Origin of the sequence: Chryseobacterium sp. UNC8MFCol (assembly GCF_000482305.1) — a bacterium.
Lineage (GTDB): Bacteria > Bacteroidota > Bacteroidia > Flavobacteriales > Weeksellaceae > Chryseobacterium > Chryseobacterium indologenes.
This window is the reverse complement of sequence record NZ_AXUZ01000018.1, coordinates 50,348-73,733: the sequence shown is the minus strand read 5'-3', so window position 1 is coordinate 73,733 and position 23,386 is coordinate 50,348. Positions and strand designations below refer to the sequence as shown.

Annotated in this window: 23 protein-coding genes and 1 pseudogene; 6 read left to right on the top strand and 18 right to left on the bottom strand. The window is 38.3% G+C overall.

What is annotated here, in order from left to right; all coding sequences use genetic code 11:
• Positions 1-9: 9 nt before the first annotated feature.
• The 9 genes and pseudogenes from M030_RS0112695 to M030_RS0112655 all read right to left on the bottom strand — a co-directional run bounded on the left by M030_RS0112695 (position 10) and on the right by M030_RS0112655 (position 9,827).
• Entirely contained in the window at positions 10-831 is an 822-nt protein-coding gene (locus tag M030_RS0112695; RefSeq protein ID WP_027373848.1) for a flavin reductase family protein, read from the bottom strand.
• A gap of 76 nt (positions 832-907) precedes the next feature.
• Positions 908-1,315, bottom strand: a pseudogene (locus M030_RS24080) (GxxExxY protein).
• Between the two features lie 36 nt (positions 1,316-1,351).
• Positions 1,352-2,599: a fumarylacetoacetase gene (gene fahA, locus M030_RS0112685; RefSeq protein ID WP_027373847.1), complete on the bottom strand. Its 1,248-nt coding sequence runs from the start codon at positions 2,597-2,599 to the stop codon at positions 1,352-1,354.
• A 60-nt stretch (positions 2,600-2,659) separates the two neighbouring features.
• Complete coding sequence (locus M030_RS0112680) at positions 2,660-3,127, bottom strand: hypothetical protein (RefSeq protein WP_027373846.1); 468 nt, start codon at positions 3,125-3,127, stop codon at positions 2,660-2,662.
• Between the two features lie 69 nt (positions 3,128-3,196).
• The gene (hppD, locus tag M030_RS0112675) at positions 3,197-4,327 is read right to left on the bottom strand and encodes a 4-hydroxyphenylpyruvate dioxygenase (RefSeq protein ID WP_027373845.1); all 1,131 of its coding nucleotides are present in this window, start codon (positions 4,325-4,327) and stop codon (positions 3,197-3,199) included.
• Between the two features lie 238 nt (positions 4,328-4,565).
• On the bottom strand, positions 4,566-5,357 hold the full coding sequence (locus tag M030_RS0112670; RefSeq protein ID WP_027373844.1) for a hypothetical protein: 792 nt from the start codon (positions 5,355-5,357) through the stop codon (positions 4,566-4,568).
• Positions 5,358-5,497: 140 nt separating this feature from the next.
• Complete coding sequence (locus M030_RS0112665; protein ID WP_027373843.1) at positions 5,498-6,772, bottom strand: acetyl-CoA hydrolase/transferase family protein; 1,275 nt, start codon at positions 6,770-6,772, stop codon at positions 5,498-5,500.
• 221 nt (positions 6,773-6,993) lie between these two features.
• A complete protein-coding gene (locus tag M030_RS0112660) occupies positions 6,994-8,505 on the bottom strand; it encodes a succinate CoA transferase (RefSeq protein ID WP_027373842.1) in 1,512 nt (503 codons plus the stop codon).
• Between the two features lie 170 nt (positions 8,506-8,675).
• Positions 8,676-9,827 (bottom strand): homogentisate 1,2-dioxygenase, encoded by a 1,152-nt coding sequence (locus M030_RS0112655; RefSeq protein WP_027373841.1) that lies wholly within the window; start codon positions 9,825-9,827, stop codon positions 8,676-8,678.
• 121 nt (positions 9,828-9,948) lie between these two features.
• Between M030_RS0112655 and M030_RS0112650 the strand changes: the two genes are divergently transcribed.
• Together M030_RS0112650 and M030_RS0112645 are read left to right on the top strand one after the other, a co-directional pair.
• Positions 9,949-12,018, top strand: coding sequence for a TonB-dependent receptor plug domain-containing protein (locus M030_RS0112650; protein ID WP_027373840.1), 2,070 nt, complete (start codon positions 9,949-9,951; stop codon positions 12,016-12,018).
• Positions 12,015-12,476 carry a thioredoxin family protein gene (locus M030_RS0112645; RefSeq protein WP_027373839.1) on the top strand — a complete coding sequence of 154 codons (462 nt, stop codon included), beginning with the start codon at positions 12,015-12,017 and terminating at the stop codon, positions 12,474-12,476. The genes M030_RS0112650 and M030_RS0112645 overlap by 4 nt, the downstream gene beginning before the upstream one ends.
• Positions 12,477-12,772: 296 nt before the next feature.
• Here M030_RS0112645 and M030_RS0112640 read toward each other — a convergent pair whose 3' ends face one another.
• Both M030_RS0112640 and M030_RS0112635 read right to left on the bottom strand, forming a co-directional pair.
• Positions 12,773-13,249, bottom strand: a complete 477-nt coding sequence (locus M030_RS0112640; protein WP_027373838.1) for a cupin domain-containing protein — start codon at positions 13,247-13,249, stop codon at positions 12,773-12,775.
• Between the two features lie 3 nt (positions 13,250-13,252).
• The gene (locus tag M030_RS0112635; RefSeq protein ID WP_027373837.1) at positions 13,253-14,242 is read right to left on the bottom strand and encodes a zinc-binding alcohol dehydrogenase family protein; all 990 of its coding nucleotides are present in this window, start codon (positions 14,240-14,242) and stop codon (positions 13,253-13,255) included.
• Positions 14,243-14,332: 90 nt separating this feature from the next.
• Here M030_RS0112635 and M030_RS0112630 point away from each other — a divergent pair, with 90 nt between their 5' ends.
• Positions 14,333-14,710, top strand: coding sequence for a winged helix-turn-helix transcriptional regulator (locus M030_RS0112630; RefSeq protein ID WP_027373836.1), 378 nt, complete (start codon positions 14,333-14,335; stop codon positions 14,708-14,710).
• A 228-nt stretch (positions 14,711-14,938) separates the two neighbouring features.
• Here M030_RS0112630 and M030_RS0112625 read toward each other — a convergent pair whose 3' ends face one another.
• From M030_RS0112625 to M030_RS0112610, 4 genes are all read right to left on the bottom strand, one after another.
• A complete protein-coding gene (locus M030_RS0112625; RefSeq protein ID WP_027373835.1) occupies positions 14,939-15,793 on the bottom strand; it encodes a glycine betaine ABC transporter substrate-binding protein in 855 nt (284 codons plus the stop codon).
• Position 15,794: 1 nt separating this feature from the next.
• Complete coding sequence (locus M030_RS0112620; protein ID WP_027373834.1) at positions 15,795-16,622, bottom strand: ABC transporter permease; 828 nt, start codon at positions 16,620-16,622, stop codon at positions 15,795-15,797.
• Between the two features lies 1 nt (position 16,623).
• Positions 16,624-17,874, bottom strand: a complete 1,251-nt coding sequence (locus M030_RS0112615; RefSeq protein WP_027373833.1) for a glycine betaine/L-proline ABC transporter ATP-binding protein — start codon at positions 17,872-17,874, stop codon at positions 16,624-16,626.
• Positions 17,875-18,422: 548 nt separating this feature from the next.
• The gene (locus M030_RS0112610; RefSeq protein ID WP_027373832.1) at positions 18,423-18,788 is read right to left on the bottom strand and encodes a DUF1304 domain-containing protein; all 366 of its coding nucleotides are present in this window, start codon (positions 18,786-18,788) and stop codon (positions 18,423-18,425) included.
• Between the two features lie 64 nt (positions 18,789-18,852).
• On the opposite strand from M030_RS0112610, the gene M030_RS0112605 reads away from it, so the two are divergent.
• The 3 genes from M030_RS0112605 (at position 18,853) to M030_RS0112595 (ending at position 20,371) form a co-directional block, all read left to right on the top strand.
• A complete protein-coding gene (locus M030_RS0112605; protein WP_027373831.1) occupies positions 18,853-19,425 on the top strand; it encodes a Crp/Fnr family transcriptional regulator in 573 nt (190 codons plus the stop codon).
• Positions 19,426-19,488: 63 nt separating this feature from the next.
• Positions 19,489-19,920, top strand: coding sequence for a DoxX family protein (locus M030_RS0112600; protein WP_027373830.1), 432 nt, complete (start codon positions 19,489-19,491; stop codon positions 19,918-19,920).
• 7 nt (positions 19,921-19,927) lie between these two features.
• Positions 19,928-20,371, top strand: coding sequence for a carboxymuconolactone decarboxylase family protein (locus M030_RS0112595; protein ID WP_027373829.1), 444 nt, complete (start codon positions 19,928-19,930; stop codon positions 20,369-20,371).
• Positions 20,372-20,544: 173 nt separating this feature from the next.
• On the opposite strand, the gene M030_RS0112590 is transcribed toward M030_RS0112595, so the two are convergent.
• From M030_RS0112590 to M030_RS0112580, 3 genes are all read right to left on the bottom strand, one after another.
• A complete protein-coding gene (locus M030_RS0112590; RefSeq protein WP_027373828.1) occupies positions 20,545-21,033 on the bottom strand; it encodes a VOC family protein in 489 nt (162 codons plus the stop codon).
• 98 nt (positions 21,034-21,131) lie between these two features.
• The gene (locus tag M030_RS0112585) at positions 21,132-22,100 is read right to left on the bottom strand and encodes a cyclase family protein (RefSeq protein WP_027373827.1); all 969 of its coding nucleotides are present in this window, start codon (positions 22,098-22,100) and stop codon (positions 21,132-21,134) included.
• 266 nt (positions 22,101-22,366) lie between these two features.
• On the bottom strand, positions 22,367-23,350 hold the full coding sequence (locus M030_RS0112580) for an aldo/keto reductase (RefSeq protein ID WP_027373826.1): 984 nt from the start codon (positions 23,348-23,350) through the stop codon (positions 22,367-22,369).
• Positions 23,351-23,386: the final 36 nt, after the last annotated feature.

Here is a 23,386-nt window from a genome sequence, read left to right as displayed (position 1 = left end):
CGTCCCGAATTATTTAATTAAAACCTTCCAGGCTTCTTCGATTTTACTTTCAAGTAATAATTTCTGTGCATCCTGATGAACATTTTCATCCGCATGGTATTCTCCTGACGGCAATACTTCAACGTTGGCCAGCATTCCCAGGTCATTTCCTGTAAAGATCGTACTGTATTTGATGGCATCCGGTAATAGATCAAAGCCGATTCCTTTTGTTACCAAAGGCTTGGGAACTTCGAAAAGGCTGTTTTCATTACTTCTCGAATACCAGTTGCTGCCTAACCGTGCCACCATATCCAGTTTTTGCTGATCAAGGTTTCCGGCCTCATTCAGGTATTCCTCTCTGATATGAATCTTCTGCACTTCACAAATAACCAGATTTCCGGCACCTCCCAGGTCACCCAGAGATTTTATTTCTAAAACTTTACATTCAAAATTAACAGGACATTCTTCAATGAGTTTAGGTTTCACCAGATCAGCATCTTTCATCGTCAGGCCAGACTTGATAAATTCGTTTACTCCTGTTTCATATTCTGTTGACGCCAAAGAAATCTGTTGTACAATGGGAAAATTAACAGTTCCAATCACAACTTCCGGAACTTCGAGAACATTCTCAAGGGTATGTTTGGTCGTATTATCCCGTACTCTCCTTGAGGGTGAAAAGATCAGGATCGGAGGAACGGTACTGAACATGTTGAAAAAGCTGAACGGAGATAAGTTTTGGCTACCGTTTTTATCCACTGTAGAAGCCAATGCAATCGGACGCGGTGACACGGCTGTCTGCATGATGGTTTGTAGCTGTACGGAGGTTATTTCAGAGGGGATTACTGTTTTCATATTTATAGCTATAAAAAAATCATATAACCACAAAAGTCACAAAAGTCTTTAGGCAAATATTGCTAATCATTAAAGCTCAAAAAAGCATATCATAATATTTGTTGACAAAAGTTTCTTGTCCATCATGATAAAGATTTTTTACATTAAAATTGACTAATATGCCTTTTGGCTTTTTCATCAAATTAATATAGTTTAAAAGCTGAGCCCTATGAACATCATTTAATTAAGCTACTGATTTTATCTCAATAACAATTAAATCTTCAATTAAAAAATCACAAAAGAAATCACAATGAATTTCTTTTCCTTTGTAATTTACAGGAACTTTCAGCTCTGATTTAAAATTAATATTTCTTAATCTGAATTCTTCTTCAAGGCATTTATGGTAGACACTTTCTAATAAACCGGCACCCAGAATTTTGTGAACTTCTATGCAGGCGCCGTTTATCTTGTAGGTCAAATCAGTTAAATATGACTGAGTAATCATAAATCCTTTTGTGACTTTTGTGGTTAATCTTTAATCTTAAAGTGTTGGAATAATTTTACCGGAAACTTCACCGAAACCTACTCTGATTCCATCTTTTTCAGCCCATGCTTTCATGGTAACGGTATCATTGTCTTCGATGAATTTTCTTTCTTCTCCGTTGCTTAATGATAAAGGATTTTGGCCTCTCCATGTCAGTTCAAGCATTGAGCCGAAAGATTTTGGATCGTTTCCTGAAATCGTTCCGCTGGCATACATATCACCTACTTCCACATTACATCCGTTGATGGTGTGATGGGCAAGCTGCTGGGTCATATTCCAGTACATGTGCTTGTAATTGCTTTCACAGATCAGGTTTTGATCTCCGTTTTCAGGCTGGATGTAGACTTCAAGATTGATATCGTAATTTTTGTCTCCTTCAAATTTTAAATAATCCAAGACCTCAGGATCCTGTACCGGTGAAGCTGTTTTGAATGGCTCTAAAGCCTCGAGAGTAACTACCCAGGGTGAAATGGATGAGCCGAAGTTTTTCGCCAGGAATGGTCCGAGAGGAACATATTCCCATGACTGAATATCTCGTGCAGACCAGTCATTGAAAACCACCATTCCGAAGATGGCGTCTTCAGCATCTTTTGTAGAAATACTTTCACCCATCTCGGTATTTTTGTTGATGATAAAAGCCATTTCCAGTTCAAAATCCAGCTGCTTGCACGGCCCGAAAACAGGTTTGTCTGCATCGGCAGGTTTCATTTGTCCTTTCGGACGGTTGATATCGGTTCCGGAAACGACGATAGAGGAAGCTCTTCCGTGGTAACCTACCGGTAAATGTTTCCAGTTTGGTAACAATGCATTGGCAGGATCACGAAACATTTTTCCTACGTTGGTAGCATGTTCGATGCTGCTGTAGAAATCCGTATAGTTCGGGATATGAACAGGCATCATCATTTTTATTTTATCCAGGTCGTAGAATGCTTCTTCAATAGTTTTCTGATCTTTTGACAGAGCTGAACCTTCCTGTAATAAGGTCTGGATTTTGGTACGAACGGCATTGGTGACCGGCTTACCCAATTCGATAAATTCGTTGATGGTATAGGCTTCAAAAACATTGTCGTTTAAACCTTCAATATCTTCAAAATACCCAAGGTCATATAATGTGGCAAGATCAATAACCTGATCACCGATTCTCGTACAACATCCGATGAATTCTTTATTAAAAACTGCGACTCCGAAAGGAATATTGTGTATAGAAAAATCCGAATTTGAGGAATAGTCTACAAATGATTTCATAAGTTTAGATTTTGAGTTAGTTAAAATAGTATTCCGAGAAGTTTCAGCTCCTTTGAATGTTTATTTTGCCTTTTGGGGTTTGGAATAGGATTCTTCATCAATCCATCTGTCTCTGGTATTGACATCGATAAGATACAGAATATTATCCTGCTGGGTGAGCAGTAAAGTCTTGGTGACAGGGAGAGGTACTTTTTTACCTTCAAGCATATCTGCCCGTAAAGAAACGATATTCTTTTTTCTGATAATATCTCCTGTAAAGACATTGGAACTACTTTCTCCGTTGGTTTTATCATCAAAAACTTCCACGTAGGTGGCATTGTTTCCTTTGATGATAATGAAGTCCCTTTCTGTATGGTCTGTTTCATCTTTGATGAAGACAAACTTTTTGTTGTCAATATTTACATTTTCAAGATGCTGGTTGATGCCTTTTCTTGCTTCAAGTCTGTCAAGAATTGCATTCAATGTTCCGTATTGTGCTTTTAAGCCTAAAGAGCCAAAGAATAGCATTCCGATTACAATTTTTTTCATAAGCTGTGTTTTATAAAAAAGTTTTGTCAAGACTTTGCATCCTGACAAAACTTATTATTTTTCGTTAAATTAAAGATTACCTCTTCTTTCCTGTTCTCTTTCTAATGCTTCGAATAAAGCTTTGAAATTTCCGGCTCCAAAACTCTGTGCACCGTGTCTTTCAATGATTTCGAAGAATAGAGTAGGACGGTCTTCTACAGGCTTGGTAAAGATTTGTAAAAGATATCCTTCTTCATCATGATCAATAAGTATACCTAAATCCTGAAGTTTTTTAAGATCTTCATCAATATGACCTACTCTTTCAGGAACCATATCATAATAAGCTTCCGGCGGTGCAGAAAGGAATTCTACGCCACGTTTTTTCAATTCAGTCACCGTATGGATGATATCTTTTGTAGCGACAGCAATGTGCTGCACACCTTCACCTTCGTAGAAATCAAGGTATTCTTCTACCTGAGATTTCTTTTTACCTTCTGCAGGCTCATTGATAGGGAATTTTGCATATCCGTTTCCGTTTGACATTACTTTAGACATCAATGCAGAATATTCTGTGTTGATCTGCTTGTCATCAAAAGAAAGGATATTGACAAATCCCATTACTTTTTCGTACCATTCTACGGTAGGAATCATTCTGTTCCAGTCTACATTTCCTACACAGTGGTCTACATACAATAAACCGGCTTCTTCAGGTTTGTAGTCGCTTTCCCATTTTTCATAACCCGGCATGAAAGCTCCCGTATAATTTTTTCTTTCAATAAACATGTGAACGGTTTCTCCGTAAGTATAAATCCCGGACATTCTTACTTCACCATGCTCGTCAGTCAGAGTAACCGGCTCTAAGTACGGTTTTCCACCTCTTTTGGTAGTTTCTTCAAAGGCTTTGTAAGCATCATCTACCCAAAGTGCCAAAACTTTCACTCCGTCTCCGTGTTTTTTTACGTGTTCATTGATAGGAGATTCAGACGTAAGTCCTGTTGTTAAAATCAGTCTGATTTTTCCTTGCTGAAGCACATAAGATGCACGGTCTCTTACTCCGGTCTCAGGACCGGCATAAGCTACAGACTGAAAACCAAAGGCAGTTTTATAATAATGGGCAGCCTGTTTTGCATTTCCTACATAAAACTCAATGTAATCTGTACCGTTGATCGGTAAAAAATTCTCTGCTTGAGCAATCTTTTCGGCGAATGTAAGTGTTGACATATTTTCTCTTTTACTTTTATTTTATTGGTATGCAAATTACAAAAAACTTGGATATAGCGAAAATATTCAGCCAGATTACTTAAATATATTTAACATAAAGTTAAAGAAGTGTTCACTTAAGTATATTTAAGTTTCTTACGTTTAAAATCAGCTGCCTACATTTGTAATACAAAAGACAAGTGAAAAAAATGTTTTCGAACATGAAAGCCGCAGAGATGATCTGCGGCTTTCTTATTTTTTAAACGGTTTCAATGATTCTGTTTAACCTTCCGGCGTCGGGATTGTAGTTGTCCCATATCTTCCATGTGTTGTCTATTTTCCGTATAAAATAGATCTGGGTACTGAGTTGATTTACAAAATGCTCTTCTCCGGTTTCCCCTACTTTGAATAGAAGATTCCAGAATTCCTGAGATTCCAGGATTTTTTTGTCAGGTTCGTCGGTTACTACATGAATGTCAAAAACTTCATAGTTGGACCGATTGTTTTTAGTAACCAGTTGGAAATCTTTATCACATAATTCTTTGCTGAACTGTGAAACTCTCTCCAAAAACGGAGAGTCATCAAATACGAGTTCTTTGAAAAGTTCCGTATTGTGGGCAGGAAACTGTTTACAGAATTCAAAAGCAGTGGCACAGTAGTCATACACCATTTGTGTCATAAATGAATGGTCGTCTGTATCTTTATTTTCCTGCTTTTTATGTCTTACAGAAAGAATATAGTCGTTCAGGTCTTTGTAGCCCAGAAATATGCAGATTTTGTCGAGGGTTTTCAAAAACCTCAGATCACTGTGGGTTTTGTCCTGATAGTCATTTTCAAAAAAGCGTTGTAAAGTAACATGTGAAATAGTGTTTCCTATTTCAAATTTTTTTCCTCCTTTTAATTCTTCAGCTTCAGACAGTTCTTCTTTGATGATTTCGGAAAGAATTATATAATGGCTTCTTTTCCATTCACTCACATTCCCCAAAACAGAATTGGTTACTTTGGAATGTTTTACAACTTCATCCCGTATCGAATTATATATAGTTTTCAATTTCCTTGTTTTACAGAGAGTTTTATCAAAAATACTGCCAAAATGTTAAAGCTTTTTTTGTGAATTATTTGTTTGAGTTGAAAATATGTTTTTTGAAAATTAAACAAAAAGCATTGAAAGGTTGTTTTACTGGCTGATTATCAGTGTTTAAATCTCTCAAACGCTGCTCTCTCCAACATTTCCCTGTCATCGGGATGCGCAATGCTGATCAGCTCCTGAGCTCTCTGGCGGAGGTTTTTACCATAGAGGTAGGCTGTTCCGTACTCGGTAACGACATAGTGGATATGCCCTCTGGTAGTTACCACTCCGGCTCCCTGTTTAAGATAGGGAACAATCCTTGAAATCCCTTTTTTGGTCCTTGAAGTAATTGCGATAATAGGCTTTCCGTCTTCACTTAAAGCAGCACCCCTCATAAAGTCCATCTGTCCTCCGATTCCGCTGTATTGCAAAGTTCCGATAGAATCAGCACAGACTTGCCCCGTAAGGTCAATTTCAATAGCAGAATTGATGGCTACAAGCTTTTTATTTTTCATAATGTTGATAGGGAAGTTAACTTCACTCACATCTCTGAAGGCAAAAACGGTGTTATCATCTACATAATCATATAATTTTCGGGTTCCAAAACAGAAGCTTGTGATGGTCTTGTTATCATTGTAGCCCTTGTATTTATTGTTGATGACATCATCCTGAATCAGGTCGATGACTCCGTCACTTAGCATTTCAGTATGGATGCCCAGGTCTTTGTGATTGTGTAAACACTTTAATACTGCGTCAGGAATGGTTCCGATTCCCATTTGCAGGGTAGATTTGTCTTCAATAAGCTCTGCGACATTTTTTCCTACGAGCATTTCTTCGGGGCCAACTTTTGAGCCGTAATCTACAGTGTGAAGCTCTTGTTCATGCCAGACCAGCTTGTGAATTCTGCTGATGTGAATCATACCATCTCCATGCGTTCTCGGCATTCTGGGATTAACAAGGGCAACAATGATTTTTGCTGTGTCAACGGCTGCTCTGGCGATGTCTACGGAGGTTCCTAAAGTACAGAAGCCATGTTTATCCGGAGGTGAAACGGTAACCAAAGCGACATCCAACGGTAAAATATTTTTCCGGAACAGAATAGGAATTTCACTTAAAAATACAGGGACAAAGTCGCCCCTGTCTGAGTTGACAGCATCACGTACGGGTGTAGACACAAATAGTGAATTGATAAAGAATTTGTCTTTATACTCCGGTTTTGCAATTTCGATATTTCCCTGTTGGGTTATTGAGACCATTTCTACATTATCCAGCCTGTGAGACTGTCTTGCCAGCTCATCGATCAGGTAGTTGGGAGTACATGCACTGCCGTGAAAAAATACACGGTTTCCGCTTTTTATGGTATATATTGCTTCTTCTGCGCTTATGTAATTTTGCATACTTTATCTTTTAATACTATTTATGACTGCTAATGATCACATCTTCTTATCTCATAAAATATCTATCCTCTCTCTCAAAGATAGCTTTTATATTTTTACTTATTCTAATTATTTTGTGAATATTATGAAGACTTTTGTCATATTAAATGCAATTACTATAACAACAAAAATATAGGGTCAAATGCATTGCACTCAACCCTATGGTATAATTTTTTTAATTTTTAATTGGAAATTTCTACTTCTGTAGCTTGTTTCATACTTCCTGTCTGGGCAAATCTCAGATGCCAGCTGAATGATTCTTCCAGCAGGTGAGGAGTATGGCCACCCCTCTCACAAGCTCTGTCAAAATACGATTGCAATTCTTCTCTATACTCTGGGTGAACACAGTTGTCTATGATTTTCTGAGCTCTTTCTCTTGGCGCCAGCCCTCGCAGGTCAGCCAATCCGATATCGGTTACCAGAATATCAACATCATGTTCTGTATGGTCGGTATGAGAAACCATAGGAAGCACATGCGAAATATTATTGCCTTTTGAAGCAGCCTGAGTGACGAAAATACTTAAATAAGCATTTCTGGCAAAGTCTCCAGAACCGCCGATCCCATTCATGATTTTGGTTCCGCCGATGTGGGTAGAGTTTACATTTCCGTAGATATCAAATTCAATAGCCGTGTTGATGGCAATCACCCCCAATCTTCTGATCAGGCCTGGTGTATTGGAAATATTCTGGGGTCTTAAGACAAACTTTTCTTTATATTTTGAAAGGTTTCCTAACACTCTTTCATAGCATTCCTTAGAGACGGTAATGGAAGATGCAGAGGCAAAACTTAATTTCCCTGAGTCTATCAAATCAAAAGTACTGTCCTGAAGGACTTCAGAAAACATCGTTAAATCATAGAAGTTACTGTCTTTAAACCCTGTAAGTACAGCATTGGCTACTTTCCCGATGCCTGCCTGAAGGGGAAGTAAGCGGTCGGTAAGACGTCCCAGCTGTACTTCGTTTTCAAAGAATCCGAGAAGATGTCTGGCAATGGCTGTGGTCTTTTCGTCCGGTTCCGCAATATCTGCCGGGCTGTCTTTAAGATTGGTGAAAACAATTGCCTCTATTTTATCAGGATCAACAGGAATACTTTTTCTTCCGATCTTGTTCCATGGGGCTACAATAGGAATAACGTTTCTGTAAGGATAATCTTCTGCCTGATAAATATCGTGGATTCCGTAGACTTCTTCAGGAACTTCGGTATTGATTTCAATGATGACTTTTTTGGCTAAGGCAGCAAAGGTGACTGAATTTCCCACGGAGGTAGTAGGAACAATGCTTCCGTCTCTTTCAATATAAGCCGCTTCGATAACCGCTACGTCGATGCTTTGTAAATTTTTGGTGTGGAGAAGTTCGGCACTTTCGCTCAAATGCTGGTCGATAAAGAGAATTTCACCATTATTGATCTTATTCCTTAAAATAGGATCTACCTGGAAAGGCATCCTTTTCCTGATGACATCAGCTTCCGCTAATTTTCCGTCAGTACCGTGCCCCAGCGAAGCGCCGGTCATTAATGTTACTTTAAGGTTTTCTGTTTTTCCTCTTTCTGCCAGGGCAGGTAAAATAGCTTTGCTGTCTCCTGCTTTAGTAAAGCCGCTGGACCCGATGGTCATCCCGTCTTTAATGATTTTAACAGCATTTTCAGCTGTTGTTACTTTTTGGTGTAGACTTTCTAATCTGATTCTTTCTAACATGTAATCTTGATTTTTATTAAACCACCATTACTTAGGATGCGTTATGAAAAATAATGATGGCCATATGTGAACCATACCTTACAAATTTACAAAAAAAGACGCTTTAAATAAAGGATTTAAAGCGTCTTTTGTATGTGTTCAGTAATACTTTTTTGATCGTTATAACAAGTTTATTCCAGCCATGAAGTTTTGTATGACGGATCTTCCACTTTTAAAGCTTCTTCCGTGATTTTTAACGGACGGAAAGGATCTACCATTACTGCATATTCTTCGGTGAACTTTTTCCCGATACTTCTTTCCATAGCGCCAGGGTGAGGCCCGTGTACGATGCCTCCCGGGTGAAGCGTGAAGTCCATCAGGTCGATATGATTTCGGCTCATAAAATCTCCCTCCGTATAGAACAATACTTCATCAGAATCGATATTTGAGTGGTTGTAAGGTGCCGGAATCGCTTGTGGATGGTAATCATACATTCTTGCACAGAAAGAACACACTACGAAATTATGCCCTTCAAAGTTCTGATGTACCGGAGGAGGCTGGTGAATTCTCCCTGTGATGGGTTCGAAGTTTTTGATATTAAATTTATAAGGATAAAAATATCCGTCCCAGCCTACTACATCAAACGGATGTGTTGCATAGATGAAATCTGTAATCTGGTTTTCTTTTTTTACTTTGATTAAAAATTCTCCTTTTTCATCAACAGGTTCTTTGAAAGCAGGAGCAATCATATCCCGCTCACAAAAAGGAGAATGTTCCAAAAGCTGCCCGAATTCATTTCTGTATCTCTTCGGAGTGTAAATAGGAGAGTGGCTCTCCAGGACAAAAAATACGGTATCATCAGATTTTAATTCTACCTGGTAAATGGTTCCTCTCGGGATAATCAGATAATCACCGGTTACAAAATCAAGATCTCCTACAAATGTTTTTAAAACTCCGGTTCCCTGATGAACATATAAAAGTTCGTCACATTCAGCATTTTTATAGAAATAATCCATCGATTTTCTTGGCTTTGCCAATCCCATTTTCAGGTCGTTGTTCATCAAAAGGATCTTACGGCTGTCCATAAAATCATCTTCAGGAGTGACATTCATTCCCTTAAACATTCTTGGAGTAATGTTTTTTTCTACCGCAATTTTGGGCGTTACATCCTTAGGCTCACCAATTGATTTGATCTGCGTGGGGCGGTGAATATGATATAACAGTGAAGAAATTCCATGAAAGCCTTCTGTTCCAAAAAGCTGCTCATAGTAAAATTTATCTTCCGGAGACTTAAAGATAGTGTGTCTTTTTGGTGGGATATTTCCCGCTAGATGATATCTCATTTTACTTTCATATGTAGTTTCTCAAATTTAATCATTTTTCATGAATTGATTATACCAATATTTTTTTAGGTGTTTTGTGTTTCGAAAATAATTGTTAGCTTTGTCTAACAATTATTATTTCATGAAACGAATATTATTCTCTGTTACTTTTTTATCCTCCTATTGTTTTGCTCAGCAGACCGACAGTTTAAGTTTATCTCCAAACAAAAACATAGATTCTGCAAGGGTTTCGAAAAAAGAGATGAAAACAAGTACGATCGATGATGTGGTGGTTACCGGAACCATAAAACCGGTCAGCAGGTCAAAAAGCCCTGTAGCAGTAGAAATCTACAGTCAGAAATTTTTCCAGAAAAATCCGACGCCAAGTATTTTTGAAGCCATTGCCATGGTGAACGGGGTAAAACCTCAGCTTAACTGTTCGGTTTGTAATACCGGAGATATTCATATCAACGGATTGGAAGGACCTTACACAATGATTCTGATTGACGGAATGCCGATAGTAAGTTCTCTTTCCACAGTCTATGGATTAAGTGGTATACCCAACAGCCTTGTGGACAGGATAGAGGTGGTTAAAGGACCGGCCTCTTCAATTTACGGTTCTGAAGCGATGGGAGGAGTGATCAATATAATTACCAAAAATGCATTAACAGCTCCCAAGTTAAGCGTTGACCTCATGACGAGCACCTGGGCTGAGAATAATCTGGATCTTTCCACTAAGTTTAATGTGGGAAAGAAGGCGGCGTCTTTATTAAGCTTGAATTATTTTAGTTTTCAGGAAAGAATAGATCAGAATAAGGATAATTTCACTGATACCACTTTACAAAGCAGAATTTCTGTTTTCAACAAATGGAATTTCCAGCGAAAAGATAACCGGCAGGCGAGTTTTGCGATGAGATACCTTTATGAAGACCGTTTTGGAGGTGAAATGCAGTGGAACAAATCTTTCAGAGGAAGTGATGAGGTCTACGGTGAAAGTATCTATACCAACCGTGCAGAGATTTTCGGATTGTATCAGTGGCCGATGAAAGAACATATTGTTACTCAGTTCTCTTATAATTATCATGACCAGAATTCTTTTTATGGGGCTAATCCATATAATGCTCTGCAGAAAGTAGCGTTTGTACAGACCTATTGGGACAGGAGTTTCGGAAAACACGATATTACAGCCGGATTGACTTTTAAAAGAACTTTTTACGATGACAACACACCGGGAACCCTGGCTTCTGATGGAATCACCAATGCACCGATGAAGTCTCCGATATGGGGTGCTTTTATCCAGGATCAGTGGGAAATTAACGACAAAAATACGTTATTGCTGGGCTATCGTTATGATTACGATAAAGTACATCATTCGGTACATTCTCCAAGATTTGCATGGAAATTTTCCCCGAACCCTTACCACACCTTACGTTTCAATTTTGGAACAGGTTTCAGAGTGGTAAATTTATTTACGGAAGACCATGCAGCGTTGACAGGTTCCCGGGAAGTTGTGGTAAAATCAGACCTTCAGCCTGAAAGATCCGTAAACGGGAATTTGAATTATATCTGGAAAATTCCTGTCGGAACCCGGATGCTGCATCTTGATGCTTCGGCATTTTATACTTATTTCAGTAATAAAATTGTCGGTGATTTTGATTCTGACCCGAATAAAATTATTTATGATAACCTCCACGGATACGGAATCTCCAGAGGGGCTTCCCTGAATGTTGATTTTACATTCCAATTTCCGCTGAGTGTCAATTTGGGGGTAACCTATCTTGATGTGTACCAGAAATATGATAATGAAAATCAGAAAACACAGCAATTGCATGCTCCAAAATGGAGTGGAACTTATAATTTAACCTATAAATTTCCAAGTAATCTGACCATCGATTTTACAGGACAGTTTTACGGACCGATGAGGCTTCCTGTGCTGCCTGATGATTATCGTCCGGAATATTCACCGTTTTATTCTCTGGCTAATATTCAGGTTTCAAAAAGTTTCAAATCCGGATTTGAAGTGTATTGCGGGGTTAAAAACCTCTTCAATTTTACTCCGAAAGATCCTTTGATGAGACCATTTGACCCGTTCGATAAACACGTTAATGACCCCGTTAATAACCCGAACAATTATACTTTCGATACGGCATATGGCTATGCACCGATGCAACGTATCAGAGGATTTCTGGGAGTAAAATATACCCTGAAGTGAAAACTTTTATTTTATTTTTAATGTTTGTGCCCTGTCTTTGTCTGTCTCAGATGAAGACAGGCACTTTTTCTGAAATGGAGGTTTTGCAAAAAGAAGCTCCCAAGCCTGTGGTCATTCACCTTTACACAGACTGGTGTGCGGTTTGCAAAATAGAATCTTTCCGTCTGAATAAGGATAAGGACGTGGTAGATATAATGAATGAGCATTTTTATCTGATCAATTTTGAAGCTGAAAAAACCAGGGATAAAATTAATTTTCAAGGTCAGGAGTTTGAATATCTATCCAATGGAAGTTCCGGAATCCATGAACTGGCACTTGCACTGTCGAAAAATAAAAATCAGCCGGTCTATCCTTTGTGGGTATTCCTGGATAAGAATCAGAATTTAGTATATTATCAGGAAGGGCAGATGACACCTCAGCAAATGAAGCAGAAATTGAAAGAAATTTCTGCTCTATAATTTGGTATACTTTTATTGGAAAATGCAATGGAAGACGCAAGGATTTTATCTGCGATAAAATGGGATATATTTTTTAAAGCCACGAATGCACGGACAAAATTTATGTGTCTATGTGGTTTTAAAATTTTATATTACATAGACACATAGGCTTTGTGGCTTACATATAAAAAAAATCGTGCATTCATGGCAAAATATGATCGGTTTACACATGCTGAAAACCTTTGATTTTCTTGCTCCTTACAACATCTTGTTTATTTTATTTATGATTTAAAGTTTGTGAGAATTATCCCAATCTTTTAATCACTAGTATCCGCATCTATCAAAACAGCCAGCTGAATACAGGGTTCATCGGAACGGTTGCTCCACGCATGACGTGTTCCTCTTTGAATGACAATGTCACCGGATTTCAGGAGGGTTTCGCCTTCTTCCATGATCAGATACAGTTCACCGGAAAGGATAATGATATAATCTACAGTTTGAGTTTGGTGCATCATCGGATGAGGTTCATTTTTTTTCCATTCTATGCCTAAATTTTTATCCGGCGGAACGACTACATATCGGAAATAAGTGCCGTTTTTTGGTGTTTTCGGAAATCCGGTATTGGGAATTCTGGTTTCAAAATCCAGGCTTGCCGGCATTTTTTGTGTATTCCAAACATCAGAAATGATGAGTCCCGGAAAATGTTCTACAGCGTTTTCTACCGTTTGATCTTCGATGATAACTGATTTTCCGTCTTTGATTCCTGTGACGATGCGTCTTGGTATGGTCTTCATAGGTTAATGTTTCATGATAAGTTTATGGCCCCGGGTCTGGTTGTTTTTAAGAATCGAATGTGCCTGAAGAACTGTTTCCAAAGAAAGGTTACCGATTATTCTGTATTGGGGAGGTGCAATGATTCCGGATTCAATCATATTTTTGATTGTAATAAGACTGTCTTGATAGTAGTCGTACTTTTTGATCATACTGTAGGTATAATTAGAAATATTCATCATCAGAGCCCCTTTATTAAAGAGCATCTCGTGAGCGGTTTTAGTAACGAGAGCAGTTACATCCACATAGGTACCGTTAATTTTCAGTACTTCTGCCGTGGCTTCAGACATGGAGTTTCCCACCAGATCGATTCCATATTCGAAAGGCTGGTCATTATTGGCTTTTAAAATATTCTGGAGAAGATTTTCTTCTTTGTAATTGATAATCTGATGATTTTTCAACCCTATATTGATAAGGCTCTGCCTGTTTTCTTCACTGCCGACGGTTGCGGTAATTTGACGGATATTATGGGCTAATAAAAGTTTAACCAGAAATGACCCGACCCCGCCCGCAGCACCTGTGATAAGGATGGTATTTTCCGGATTTAATTTCAGACGGTTAAAAATCTGCAGAGATGTAAGTCCTACCGAGGGAATAGAGGCTGCCTGTTCAAAAGAAATATTGACTGGTTTAAAAGCAACAATAGCTTCGGGAACACAGATATATTCTGCGTATGTACCATTGCTTCCCATAGATCCACTGCCACAGAAGACTTCGTCTCCGATATTGAATCGGGTAACACCCGCTCCTTTTTCTACAACAATTCCGGATAGTTCACGGCCCAATATGGGTGAACTGATGAGTTTTCTCTCCAGCTCATTTTCGAGCATCTGATAATCGATGGGATTAAAACCGCTTGCTTTGATCCGGATTAAAACTTCATGATCTTTTGGAAGAGGTTTTTCTGCGGTACCATTTTCCAGGGTTCCGTTTTTATTTAAAATAACTGCTTTCATATGATTAATTTGAATACAAATGTAAAACGGGAATAGTTTATATTTGCTACTAGTTAACCAATGGTAACTAGTTACCTTCATGAAACTATTATGACAAAAATTATTGAAAACGGAGTTGAAAGAGAGGCAAGCTGTACCGAAGAACTGTTTGCGATGCGTGACAGCCTGGATGTCCTGGGAGGAAAGTGGAAACTGATGATACTGAGGTATCTTACCAACAGACCGGATCAGATGATCCATTTTAAAAAACTGGAACGAAGTATCGAAGGGATTTCTGCTAAAATGCTGAGTAAAGAATTAAAAGAACTGGAAACCAATTTACTGATCACAAGAACGATTCAGGATACGAAACCCATCACGGTAACCTATGCAGTAACTGAATATGGGAAATCAGTATTTCCGGTGACAGAAACCCTGGTGAACTGGGGAATACTTCATCGTGAAAAAATCAAAGAATCGATGGGATAATTATAATTAGCGGAAAAGGCAAAGATGTCGGAATATTATATGCGAAAAGACATTTTACATGATCTATATGTCTATGTGGTTTAAAATTTTTTACCATATAGACACATAGGCTTTTGAATGGCTATAAATTATTGTTTCGGCAGATCAGTGGAATCACTGAAATAGAAAAAAATCCTCACACTCGGGTAGAGTTGAGGATTTTAAGAAATACCAAATTGTATCGTTGTTTTATTTTTTATCCAGCCAGCTATTGATCAGTTCAGTGTGATCTTCCACCCACTTTTGAGCGGTAGCTTCCTTATTCTTGCTGGTTTCCATTTTCATTAACAGGTCATTCATCGTTTCATCGTCAAAATGAAGCTTTGAAAAAAATGTGGCCAACTCAGGGTGGTCTTGGGCAAAGCTTTTTCTTGAATAGGTTTTTATCTCTTCAGCTTCTCCATATATCTTTTTAGGATCATCTAGAAACTTCAGTTTCATTTTACCAAACATCCAGTGTGGCTGCCATCCGGTGACCACAACCCATTCGTTGCGCTGTATGGCATTCTGTAATTCAGTGATCATGGCAATGGTGGAGGAGTTGATCTGTTTGTAATCCAGGTTATAATCGACAATGGCTTTATCGGTTCCGGTCGTCAGTCCTGCTCCTTTTTCAATTCCAATAATTCTATGGCTGAATTGATTCTGATACTGGTTGAGTTCTTCGATAGAATGGATAGGGACATATTCAGGAACCACCAATCCTATACGTCCGTTATCATAATTCGTTCCCAGCTTCGTTAATCCGGGGAATTTTGCCAATTTTTTAGCATGGGTATGGGGAAGCCAGACTCCCATGAAAAGGTCTGTATCTTCATTATTCATCGAAGCCATAATCATATCGGTAGAAGCTTTTTGGATGATAACATGATAACCCTGCTTGTCCAGAATGGCTTTGGCGACGTGGGTCATGGCAACATCTTCTGCCCAGCCGTCTACCATTCCGATGGTGATATATTTAGAGTTTTTGATGTTTCCACATGAGTTTAATGCAGCGAATACTATCATTAACATGGGAAAGAACAGATATTTTAATTTCTTCATTTTATTGCTTTTTCTTTACAAATCCCTGGGTAATACGATCTAGGATAATGGCCAGGATCACAACAGACAGTCCACTTTCAAATCCTAATCCGATATCCAGGTTATTAATTCCTTCCAGCACTTTTTCACCGAGACCGCCTGCGGCAATCATTCCGGCAATCACTACCATGGATAATGATAAAAGTATGGTTTGATTGATCCCTGTTAAAATAGTCTTCATTGCTAAAGGCAGTTCAACTTTAAAAAGAATCTGACGGCTGGTCGCCCCAAAAGCTCTGGCAGCTTCCACGATATCTTTAGGAACAGATTCAATTCCTAATGTTGTTAATCGTACAGCCGGTGGCATGGCAAAAATAATCGTCGCAAAAGCACCCGGAACTTTCCCGATACTGAAGAACAGCACGGCAGGAATCAGGTAGACAAATGCGGGCATTGTCTGCATCAAATCAAGTAAAGGACGGATGATTTTTGCTGCTATTGTATTTTTTGCTGCCAAAATTCCAAGAGGGATGGAAATGACCAGAGCGGTAAGGGTTGATACAAAAATAAGAGCCAGGGTTTCCATGGTTTCTTTCCATAATCCCATTAAAAAGATTAAACTTAATCCTGCTAAAGTGACAACGGCAACTGCTTTTCCGGCTTTCCATAAGGCCAGTAAAGTAACAAATAGGATAATGACATAGAAAGGTGTGTTGATCAGCACCCATTCAATCCCCATGATAGAGGCATTTCCTACATGTTTTATAATATCAAATAAAGGTTTTCCGTTTTCTGTGAGCCAATTGATTGCAGTTTCTACATATTGACCTATATCTATAGTTTTATTCATCTTATTGATTGTTTGCGATTTCTTTTAATTCAATGATCTCTTCTTCGTTAAACTTGGTTGCTTCTATGACCAGAGATAACTGAGTCACAAGACCTAAAAATTTGTTGTTTTCATCTATTACAGCAATGGCGGATTTACTTCCGGAAATCAACGGGAGCATTTCTTCTACGGTAACTTCAGGATATACTGACGGAACATTACTGTTGATAATTGATTCCACGGTCGGTTCTTTCTTTTTGGCAATGCGGACGACATCATTAAGGGTTACAAAGCCCAGGAATTTATTTTGAAAATCGACGACTGGTAAATTTTCCAGTCCGGTTGTTCTCATTTTTCTTAAAGCTCCTTCAGGACCGTCTTTTCTGAAACGTACCACTGTTGCTTTGTCGAACATCAACGATCTTGCAGTGATGATGGTCTTACGGTCTACTTTTTCCACAAAGGCCTTTACATAGTCACTGGCAGGATTGGTCAGAATATCTTCAGCTGTTCCTATCTGTTCTATGACTCCGTCTTTCATAATCACGATACGATCCCCAATTTTAATGGCTTCGTCAAGGTCATGGGTAATGAAAACAATGGTTTTTTGCAGGGTATTTTGCAGTTCAAGCATTTGGTCCTGCATTTCAGATTTTATCAAAGGGTCCAGTGCCGAGAAAGCTTCATCCATAAGCAGAACTTCAGGATCGTTGGCCAAAGCTCTTGCTAATCCTACTCTTTGCTGCATTCCTCCTGAAAGTTGGGAAGGATACTGATTTTCAAAACCGTTTAATCCTACAATATCCAGTGCTTTTTGTGCTTTTTCATCGCGTGAGGCCTTGCTTTCTCCTCTGATTTCAAGTCCGAAGCCGGCATTATCTAAAATAGTGTGATGGGGCAATAATCCGAACTTCTGGAATACCATACTCATTTCCGTTCTTCTTACTTGCAGCAGTTCTTTATTATTTTTACCGGTGATATCATCGTCATTGATGTATACTTTTCCGGATGTAGGCTCATTAAGCCTGTTGAGACAGCGCAGCAGGGTAGATTTTCCGCTTCCTGACAATCCCATGATGACAAAGAATTCACCTTCATAGATTTCAAAACTTGCTTTGTTGATCCCAACGGTACAGCCTGTTTTTTCAAGAATTTCTTTTTTGGAAAAACCTTTGTCTAAAAGTTCCTGTGCTTTTTCTTTGTTTTTACCAAAAATAATCGTCAGATCTTCAACTTTAAGTTTTACTTTTCTACCGTTTTCATTTTTTTCCATATTCAGAATTTTTTTTTAATTAATAATTGATTTACAGTGTTGTATATCAGTTAATTATTAAACGTTTAACTTTTGTCGTTGTTCTCAGAATGATGATGGTGTAAAATAATCTGTTGAGCTTATCATGATGAAAGCTTATTACCAAAAAATAAATGCATAAAGTCCTGCCGGGCATAATGTTATTTTAAATATTTCAATAGATTATACTCTAGAAAAAGAGTGTCTCATGAAAAAGAAATTTAATCTCTTCCATGGATTTTACAGTTAAATTACTGATGAAGTAATTAAAGATATGTGTACTGAACAACTAGGATTCCTACATTGCATCAAAATGCAGGCCAGCATAAAAAGCTTGTGTATCAATTTTTTATGACGGTGCAAATTTACGAATTTTATATTAAATGGACTTTTCAGGGTCTAAGCAACTGGTTGTAAGTACGATCATGGCATAAGATAATCATTGGGAATTTTCCCTGCTCATCAAAGATAAGAGAGGATTTGCAGGACAAATATTTTCAGTAAACCTTTTACAATGTATAGCAGTAAAATTATTGCAATAAAACAGCAATAATTGCCAAAATAGCAGGGAGAGCCTGGACAAAAAATATTTTTTTAGTAGCAGACACCGCTCCATAGATTCCGGCAACGGCAACACATCCCAAAAAGAACAAGGCTACATTTGTTTGCCATTGAGGATCTTTAATCAGAAACGACCAGATCAATCCGGCGGCTAAAAAACCGTTATACAACCCCTGATTGGCAGCCAATCCTTTGGTAGGTCTGAACATTTCGGCAGGTAAAGCCGCCTTGAATACTTCTTTGCCCTTGGTTTCCCAGGCAAACATTTCCATCCAGAGAATGTAAAGGTGTTCGATTGCAACGACGGCGATCAGAATTTTAGCAACGACTTCCATGATTTTATATTTTGTCATTGTAAAACTAAAAAAATAAAGTTAAGTTTGGGTATCAATTCTACAGATGGATAATTTCAAGGCACATTTAAACAAGTTCATTGCGGTAACTGACGAAGAGTACAATTCAATTTTTTCATTCTTCGAAGTCGTAAAGGTGAATAAAAAACAAAACCTGATGCAGGAAGGTGAGGTTTGCAGGAATATGTATTTTGTGGTGGAAGGTTGCCTGAGAAAATATTTTATTAATGAAAAAGGAGTAGAACATACGACACAGTTTGCCATTGAAAACTGGTGGGTTACCGATACCTTCGCTTATGAGAGACAGTTGCAGACGGATTTTAATATTCAGTCTGTGGAAAAGTCTACCATTCTTGTTATTGATTTTAAAAGTCAGGAATCATTATTAAAGAAGCATCCTGTCATGGAAAAATATTTCAGAATCATATACCAAAGGGCTTATGCAGCTTCTGAAAGAAAACTCCGTTATCTGACGGAATATTCGAGAGAGGAACTGTATGTTCATTTCAGCACGCTGTATCCATGGTTTATTCAAAGAATTCCTCAATATCTTATCGCTTCTTTTCTGGGTTTCACACCGGAATATTTAAGTGAAATTAAAGCAAAATTACGTTCTTAAACCAGTTTAAGTTTTTTACGGATCAGAAGTCGGAGATTTGTCATGTGATTAAAAGCCAATACAATGACAGATACCAAAAATCAATTTCCACAGCTATTTTTAAGACTTGCTCTCGGACTCACCATGCTTTCAGCAGTGGCCGATCGCTTCGGATGGTGGAGTAAAGAAAATTCTGCCTGGGGAAATATGAGCAGCTTTGAAGACTATACAAGACAACTGACTTTTTTTCTTCCTGCATCTTTAAGCACTTTCTCAGCATACGCCGCTACATTTCTCGAAATACTACTTCCAGTGATGTTGATTCTTGGATTTAAAACCAAAATTGCCGCGTACGGAACCAGTATTTTATTATTGATTTTTGCCTTGTCAATGTCTGTTGCATTGGGCGTAAAAGCTCCGCTTAACTACTCTGTATGGGTAGGCAGTGCTGCATCACTCTTGCTGACAGTTCAGCAACACTATTCTTTAAGTATAGATCAATTAACCAAAAAATAATATAATAATGAGTGCAAGACTAAATATTGCAGCAGTGGAATCCGCAGCTTATAAAGCAATGATGGGATTGGAAGGGTATTTACAGACAACTTCTTTAACCCATATTCAAAAAGAATTAATTAAAATCAGGGCCTCGCAGATTAATAAATGTGCATTCTGCCTCGATATGCATACTAAGGATGCCATCAAGTACGGTGAAAACCCCCAAAGAATTTTTATTCTGAACGGATGGACTGAAGCCAAAGAGTTTTTTACAGAAGAAGAACAGGTACTTCTGGCAATGACTGAAGAAATTACTCTGATCAGTCATGCAGGTTTAACGGAAGAAACATACCAAAAGGCTGCAGCTGTTTTTTCTGAAAAACAGATTGCCGAAATTATCATGGCCATCGTAACCATCAATGCATGGAACAGAATTGCCGTGAGTACCCATATGCCGATAGCAAAGTAAGAAAACATACGATAGATCATGCCGCTTGATAAAAAAAAGAGTTTTTCAATAGTGAAAAACTCTTTTTTGGGCTGGTAAAACAGAAATTCCGTTGGATTAATTCTACAATAGATCTTAAGGGTCAATATTAAGTTTGTTTACGGAAATCAAACGTTTTGCCGGCTGTCATTATTTTACGGGTTTTTTCTTTTGAATGGACCTTCCGGAGCGATAATTTCAAGATTGGTTCCGTCCGGATCTCTGAAATAAGCAACTGCAGTTCCATATCCTGATTTTAGCCCGTCTGCTTCTTCAAATACGATAGGTTCTCCATCAGGTTCTACACCTATCTCCTTCAATCTTTGCATTGCTTCATCAATGCTGTCTACTTCGAAGCAAAGGTGCATCGCACTGATCTGATTGTTGGAATAAGATGCCTGTTCAGATTCCGGGATTACATATTCAAGAATATCAAGGTTAAGATTATCAAGGTGCAGATTGGCATATTTGATTTTGGTATCAGTGAGACCTTGTGTTTTTGCCATTCTTTCACCACCAATTTCGTCTACGTTGGAAACTTTGGTTCCGGTCAATGCTTCATAAAAAGCAATTGATTTCTCTAAATTTTTTACCGTGATTCCTACGTGGTTGGCACGTGTAAAACCTTTTGTTTTGTTTTCCATTGTTTTAAATTTTGTATTTGATATATAAAAAATCGTATGGTCAATTCTCAGAGTTGGAATATTAAATTACACATAATTGCTGAGAACTGAGAAAGAAATTAATAAATAGCAACAGGATTAACATTCACCTGAGTGGAACCTACATACAGCGGTTGCCCCAATACAAAAAGGAATTCCCATATCTTTTGTTTAACCAGCGGGCGGCTGTCGATCAATTCTAAATTGTAAATTCCTTTTTTAGCCAACATATATTGGTTGATCGGAAATTCTTCTTTGCTTTTTGGATTGGGATATACCTCAGAAGCCCAGGTGTCCCCACCAAAAGCAACAATTCCTTGGTCAGCCAGCCATTTGGCAGCATCCATTCCGATTCCCGGTTCAGTTTCCAGGAATTGTTTATTGTCTTTACCTATCAATTCAAGCCATCCTGTATTGAAAAGGATAACATCTCCTTTTCTTAAAGTAAGCCCTTGTTTCTTTAAAACAGCTTTAATATCATCTACGGTAAATTCTGTTCCACCGGGTACAATTGCTTGTCCGTAATGGGCTACCATATCAAGAACTACACCTCTGGTCACAAAAGGAGGTACTTTTTCAACACCCAGTTTTTTTACGCCTTCTACCGTTACAAAGTCTGTCGCTTTATTTCCGTTATAATACACATTATCAATACCGATATGCCCGATCCCGTTAAGCTGAGTTCCTACACCGGTCCATCCATTCACCAACTCGTCATTGAAGGTAAATTTATTAGGACCAATACTTTTTCCGCCCTGTTCTCCGGGTTGAATATTGTACAGGTTAAAACTTCTGTGTCTGAAAGCGGGAAGATTTTTATCAATAGGAACGGCAAGAGCCAACGTTTTGCCCTGTTTTACCAATCCTAAAGCTTGTTTTACCACTTCAGGAGTTAATAAATTGGCTGCTCCGATTTCATCCCGGGCTCCGTAAGCTGACGGATACCATGATTTATCTTCAGGATTTACAAGCGTTTGAGCTTTTAATGTAATACTGTTGATGGTCAATAGGGTTATTAACCCGAATATTTTGATCAGGTTCTTTTTCATTTTTTATGATATATAGGGTAAATAAGAAGGGAAGCTGGAAGAGGGGAGAGGGAGGTGATTAAAGTCTGCCAACAACTCGAATTTTATTGATCAGATTGTTGTGATGCTTTAAAGTAACAGACTGTAGGTTAACAATACACGCTAGTGTTTTCTTCAACTTCATATTTTCATCGTACAGTCTGATAATCAGTGGATTCAACAGACTGAAAGTCATCTTTAACCTGACAGTATTTCTATCCTCTTTCTTCCGGCTTCCAGCTTTTATATTAAATCTCGCTCAAAGCGGAATTGATGAAGTTCAATTCTTCCTGAGAAAGTTTGATGTCCATTGTTTTGGCATTGTCGATGGCTTGTTCTGCATTTCTTGCTCCCGCCAGTACAACGGTGATGGCTGGCTGTAATGTAGTCCATCTTAATACCAATTGAGAAAGGCTTGCCCCTTTTTCCTGAGCGATCGGTTCTATTTTTTCCAGGAAAGTTTTTACTTTATGTAAATCAAACTGAGAGAAATATCCGTTTCTGTGGTCGTTGTCTTTTAGTTTGTTGTCTTTAAAATATTTACCCGTTAGAAGACCTCTTTCCATGGGGCTATAGACAATGATTCCTGAATTGTTTTCTAAAGAATAAGGAACAAGGTCGTTTTCAATAGCTCGGTTCAGCATGCTGTAAGAAACCTGGTTGCTCGCTAATTTCAAAGTTCTGCTGGCCTCTTCCATTTGTGCCACATTATAATTACTTACTCCGGCTGCACGTACTTTTCCTTGCTGAATCAGTAATTCCATAGCTTCCATTGTTTCACTGATGGCAGTTGTGCTGTCCGGCCAGTGAAGTTGTAAAAGATCGATATAATCTGTTCCCAGTCTCTTTAAGCTTTCTTCAACTTCTTTGATGATGTTTTCTTTAGACGCAAATTTGTAAACAGGAATGACTTTTCCTTCATCTTCAGCGTCGAAGAAAAACTCTCCTTTTTCGTTATTGCTGCCGTCCCAAACCAAACCGAATTTAGTCAGTAACTGGATTTTTGAACGGTCTTTACCTTTAATCGCTTCACCAATCATTTCTTCACTTAACCCGAAACCATAGAAAGGTGCCGTATCGATTGAAGTTACCCCATGATCTAATGATGCGTGGATAGAATTGATAGAATCTTTCTTTTCATTACCTCCCCACATATTTCCGCCGATCGCAAAAGCGCCGTGTGTGATGGTTGATAATTCCAAATCTGTGTTTCCTAATTTTCTATATTCCATTTTTGCTTGTTTTTAAAATTTGTTATTGTATGTTGC

What these genes read in the sequence shown, in the direction of transcription:
- M030_RS0112580 (WP_027373826.1), bottom strand. Translation starts at nt 23,350, where the DNA reads ATGGAATATAGAAAATTAGGAAACACAGATTTGGAATTATCAACCATC.
- fahA (WP_027373847.1), bottom strand. Translation starts at nt 2,599, where the DNA reads ATGAAATCATTTGTAGACTATTCCTCAAATTCGGATTTTTCTATACAC.
- M030_RS0112650 (WP_027373840.1), top strand. Translation starts at nt 9,949, where the DNA reads ATGAAACGAATATTATTCTCTGTTACTTTTTTATCCTCCTATTGTTTT.
- M030_RS0112635 (WP_027373837.1), bottom strand. Translation starts at nt 14,242, where the DNA reads ATGAAAGCAGTTATTTTAAATAAAAACGGAACCCTGGAAAATGGTACC.
- M030_RS0112605 (WP_027373831.1), top strand. Translation starts at nt 18,853, where the DNA reads ATGGATAATTTCAAGGCACATTTAAACAAGTTCATTGCGGTAACTGAC.
- M030_RS0112610 (WP_027373832.1), bottom strand. Translation starts at nt 18,788, where the DNA reads ATGGAAGTCGTTGCTAAAATTCTGATCGCCGTCGTTGCAATCGAACAC.
- hppD (WP_027373845.1), bottom strand. Translation starts at nt 4,327, where the DNA reads ATGTCAACACTTACATTCGCCGAAAAGATTGCTCAAGCAGAGAATTTT.
- M030_RS0112620 (WP_027373834.1), bottom strand. Translation starts at nt 16,622, where the DNA reads ATGAATAAAACTATAGATATAGGTCAATATGTAGAAACTGCAATCAAT.
- M030_RS0112680 (WP_027373846.1), bottom strand. Translation starts at nt 3,127, where the DNA reads ATGAAAAAAATTGTAATCGGAATGCTATTCTTTGGCTCTTTAGGCTTA.
- M030_RS0112590 (WP_027373828.1), bottom strand. Translation starts at nt 21,033, where the DNA reads ATGGAAAACAAAACAAAAGGTTTTACACGTGCCAACCACGTAGGAATC.
- M030_RS0112630 (WP_027373836.1), top strand. Translation starts at nt 14,333, where the DNA reads ATGACAAAAATTATTGAAAACGGAGTTGAAAGAGAGGCAAGCTGTACC.
- M030_RS0112595 (WP_027373829.1), top strand. Translation starts at nt 19,928, where the DNA reads ATGAGTGCAAGACTAAATATTGCAGCAGTGGAATCCGCAGCTTATAAA.
- M030_RS0112695 (WP_027373848.1), bottom strand. Translation starts at nt 831, where the DNA reads ATGAAAACAGTAATCCCCTCTGAAATAACCTCCGTACAGCTACAAACC.
- M030_RS0112640 (WP_027373838.1), bottom strand. Translation starts at nt 13,249, where the DNA reads ATGAAGACCATACCAAGACGCATCGTCACAGGAATCAAAGACGGAAAA.
- M030_RS0112660 (WP_027373842.1), bottom strand. Translation starts at nt 8,505, where the DNA reads ATGTTAGAAAGAATCAGATTAGAAAGTCTACACCAAAAAGTAACAACA.
- M030_RS0112625 (WP_027373835.1), bottom strand. Translation starts at nt 15,793, where the DNA reads ATGAAGAAATTAAAATATCTGTTCTTTCCCATGTTAATGATAGTATTC.
- M030_RS0112585 (WP_027373827.1), bottom strand. Translation starts at nt 22,100, where the DNA reads ATGAAAAAGAACCTGATCAAAATATTCGGGTTAATAACCCTATTGACC.
- M030_RS0112600 (WP_027373830.1), top strand. Translation starts at nt 19,489, where the DNA reads ATGACAGATACCAAAAATCAATTTCCACAGCTATTTTTAAGACTTGCT.
- M030_RS0112665 (WP_027373843.1), bottom strand. Translation starts at nt 6,772, where the DNA reads ATGCAAAATTACATAAGCGCAGAAGAAGCAATATATACCATAAAAAGC.
- M030_RS0112615 (WP_027373833.1), bottom strand. Translation starts at nt 17,874, where the DNA reads ATGGAAAAAAATGAAAACGGTAGAAAAGTAAAACTTAAAGTTGAAGAT.
- M030_RS0112655 (WP_027373841.1), bottom strand. Translation starts at nt 9,827, where the DNA reads ATGAGATATCATCTAGCGGGAAATATCCCACCAAAAAGACACACTATC.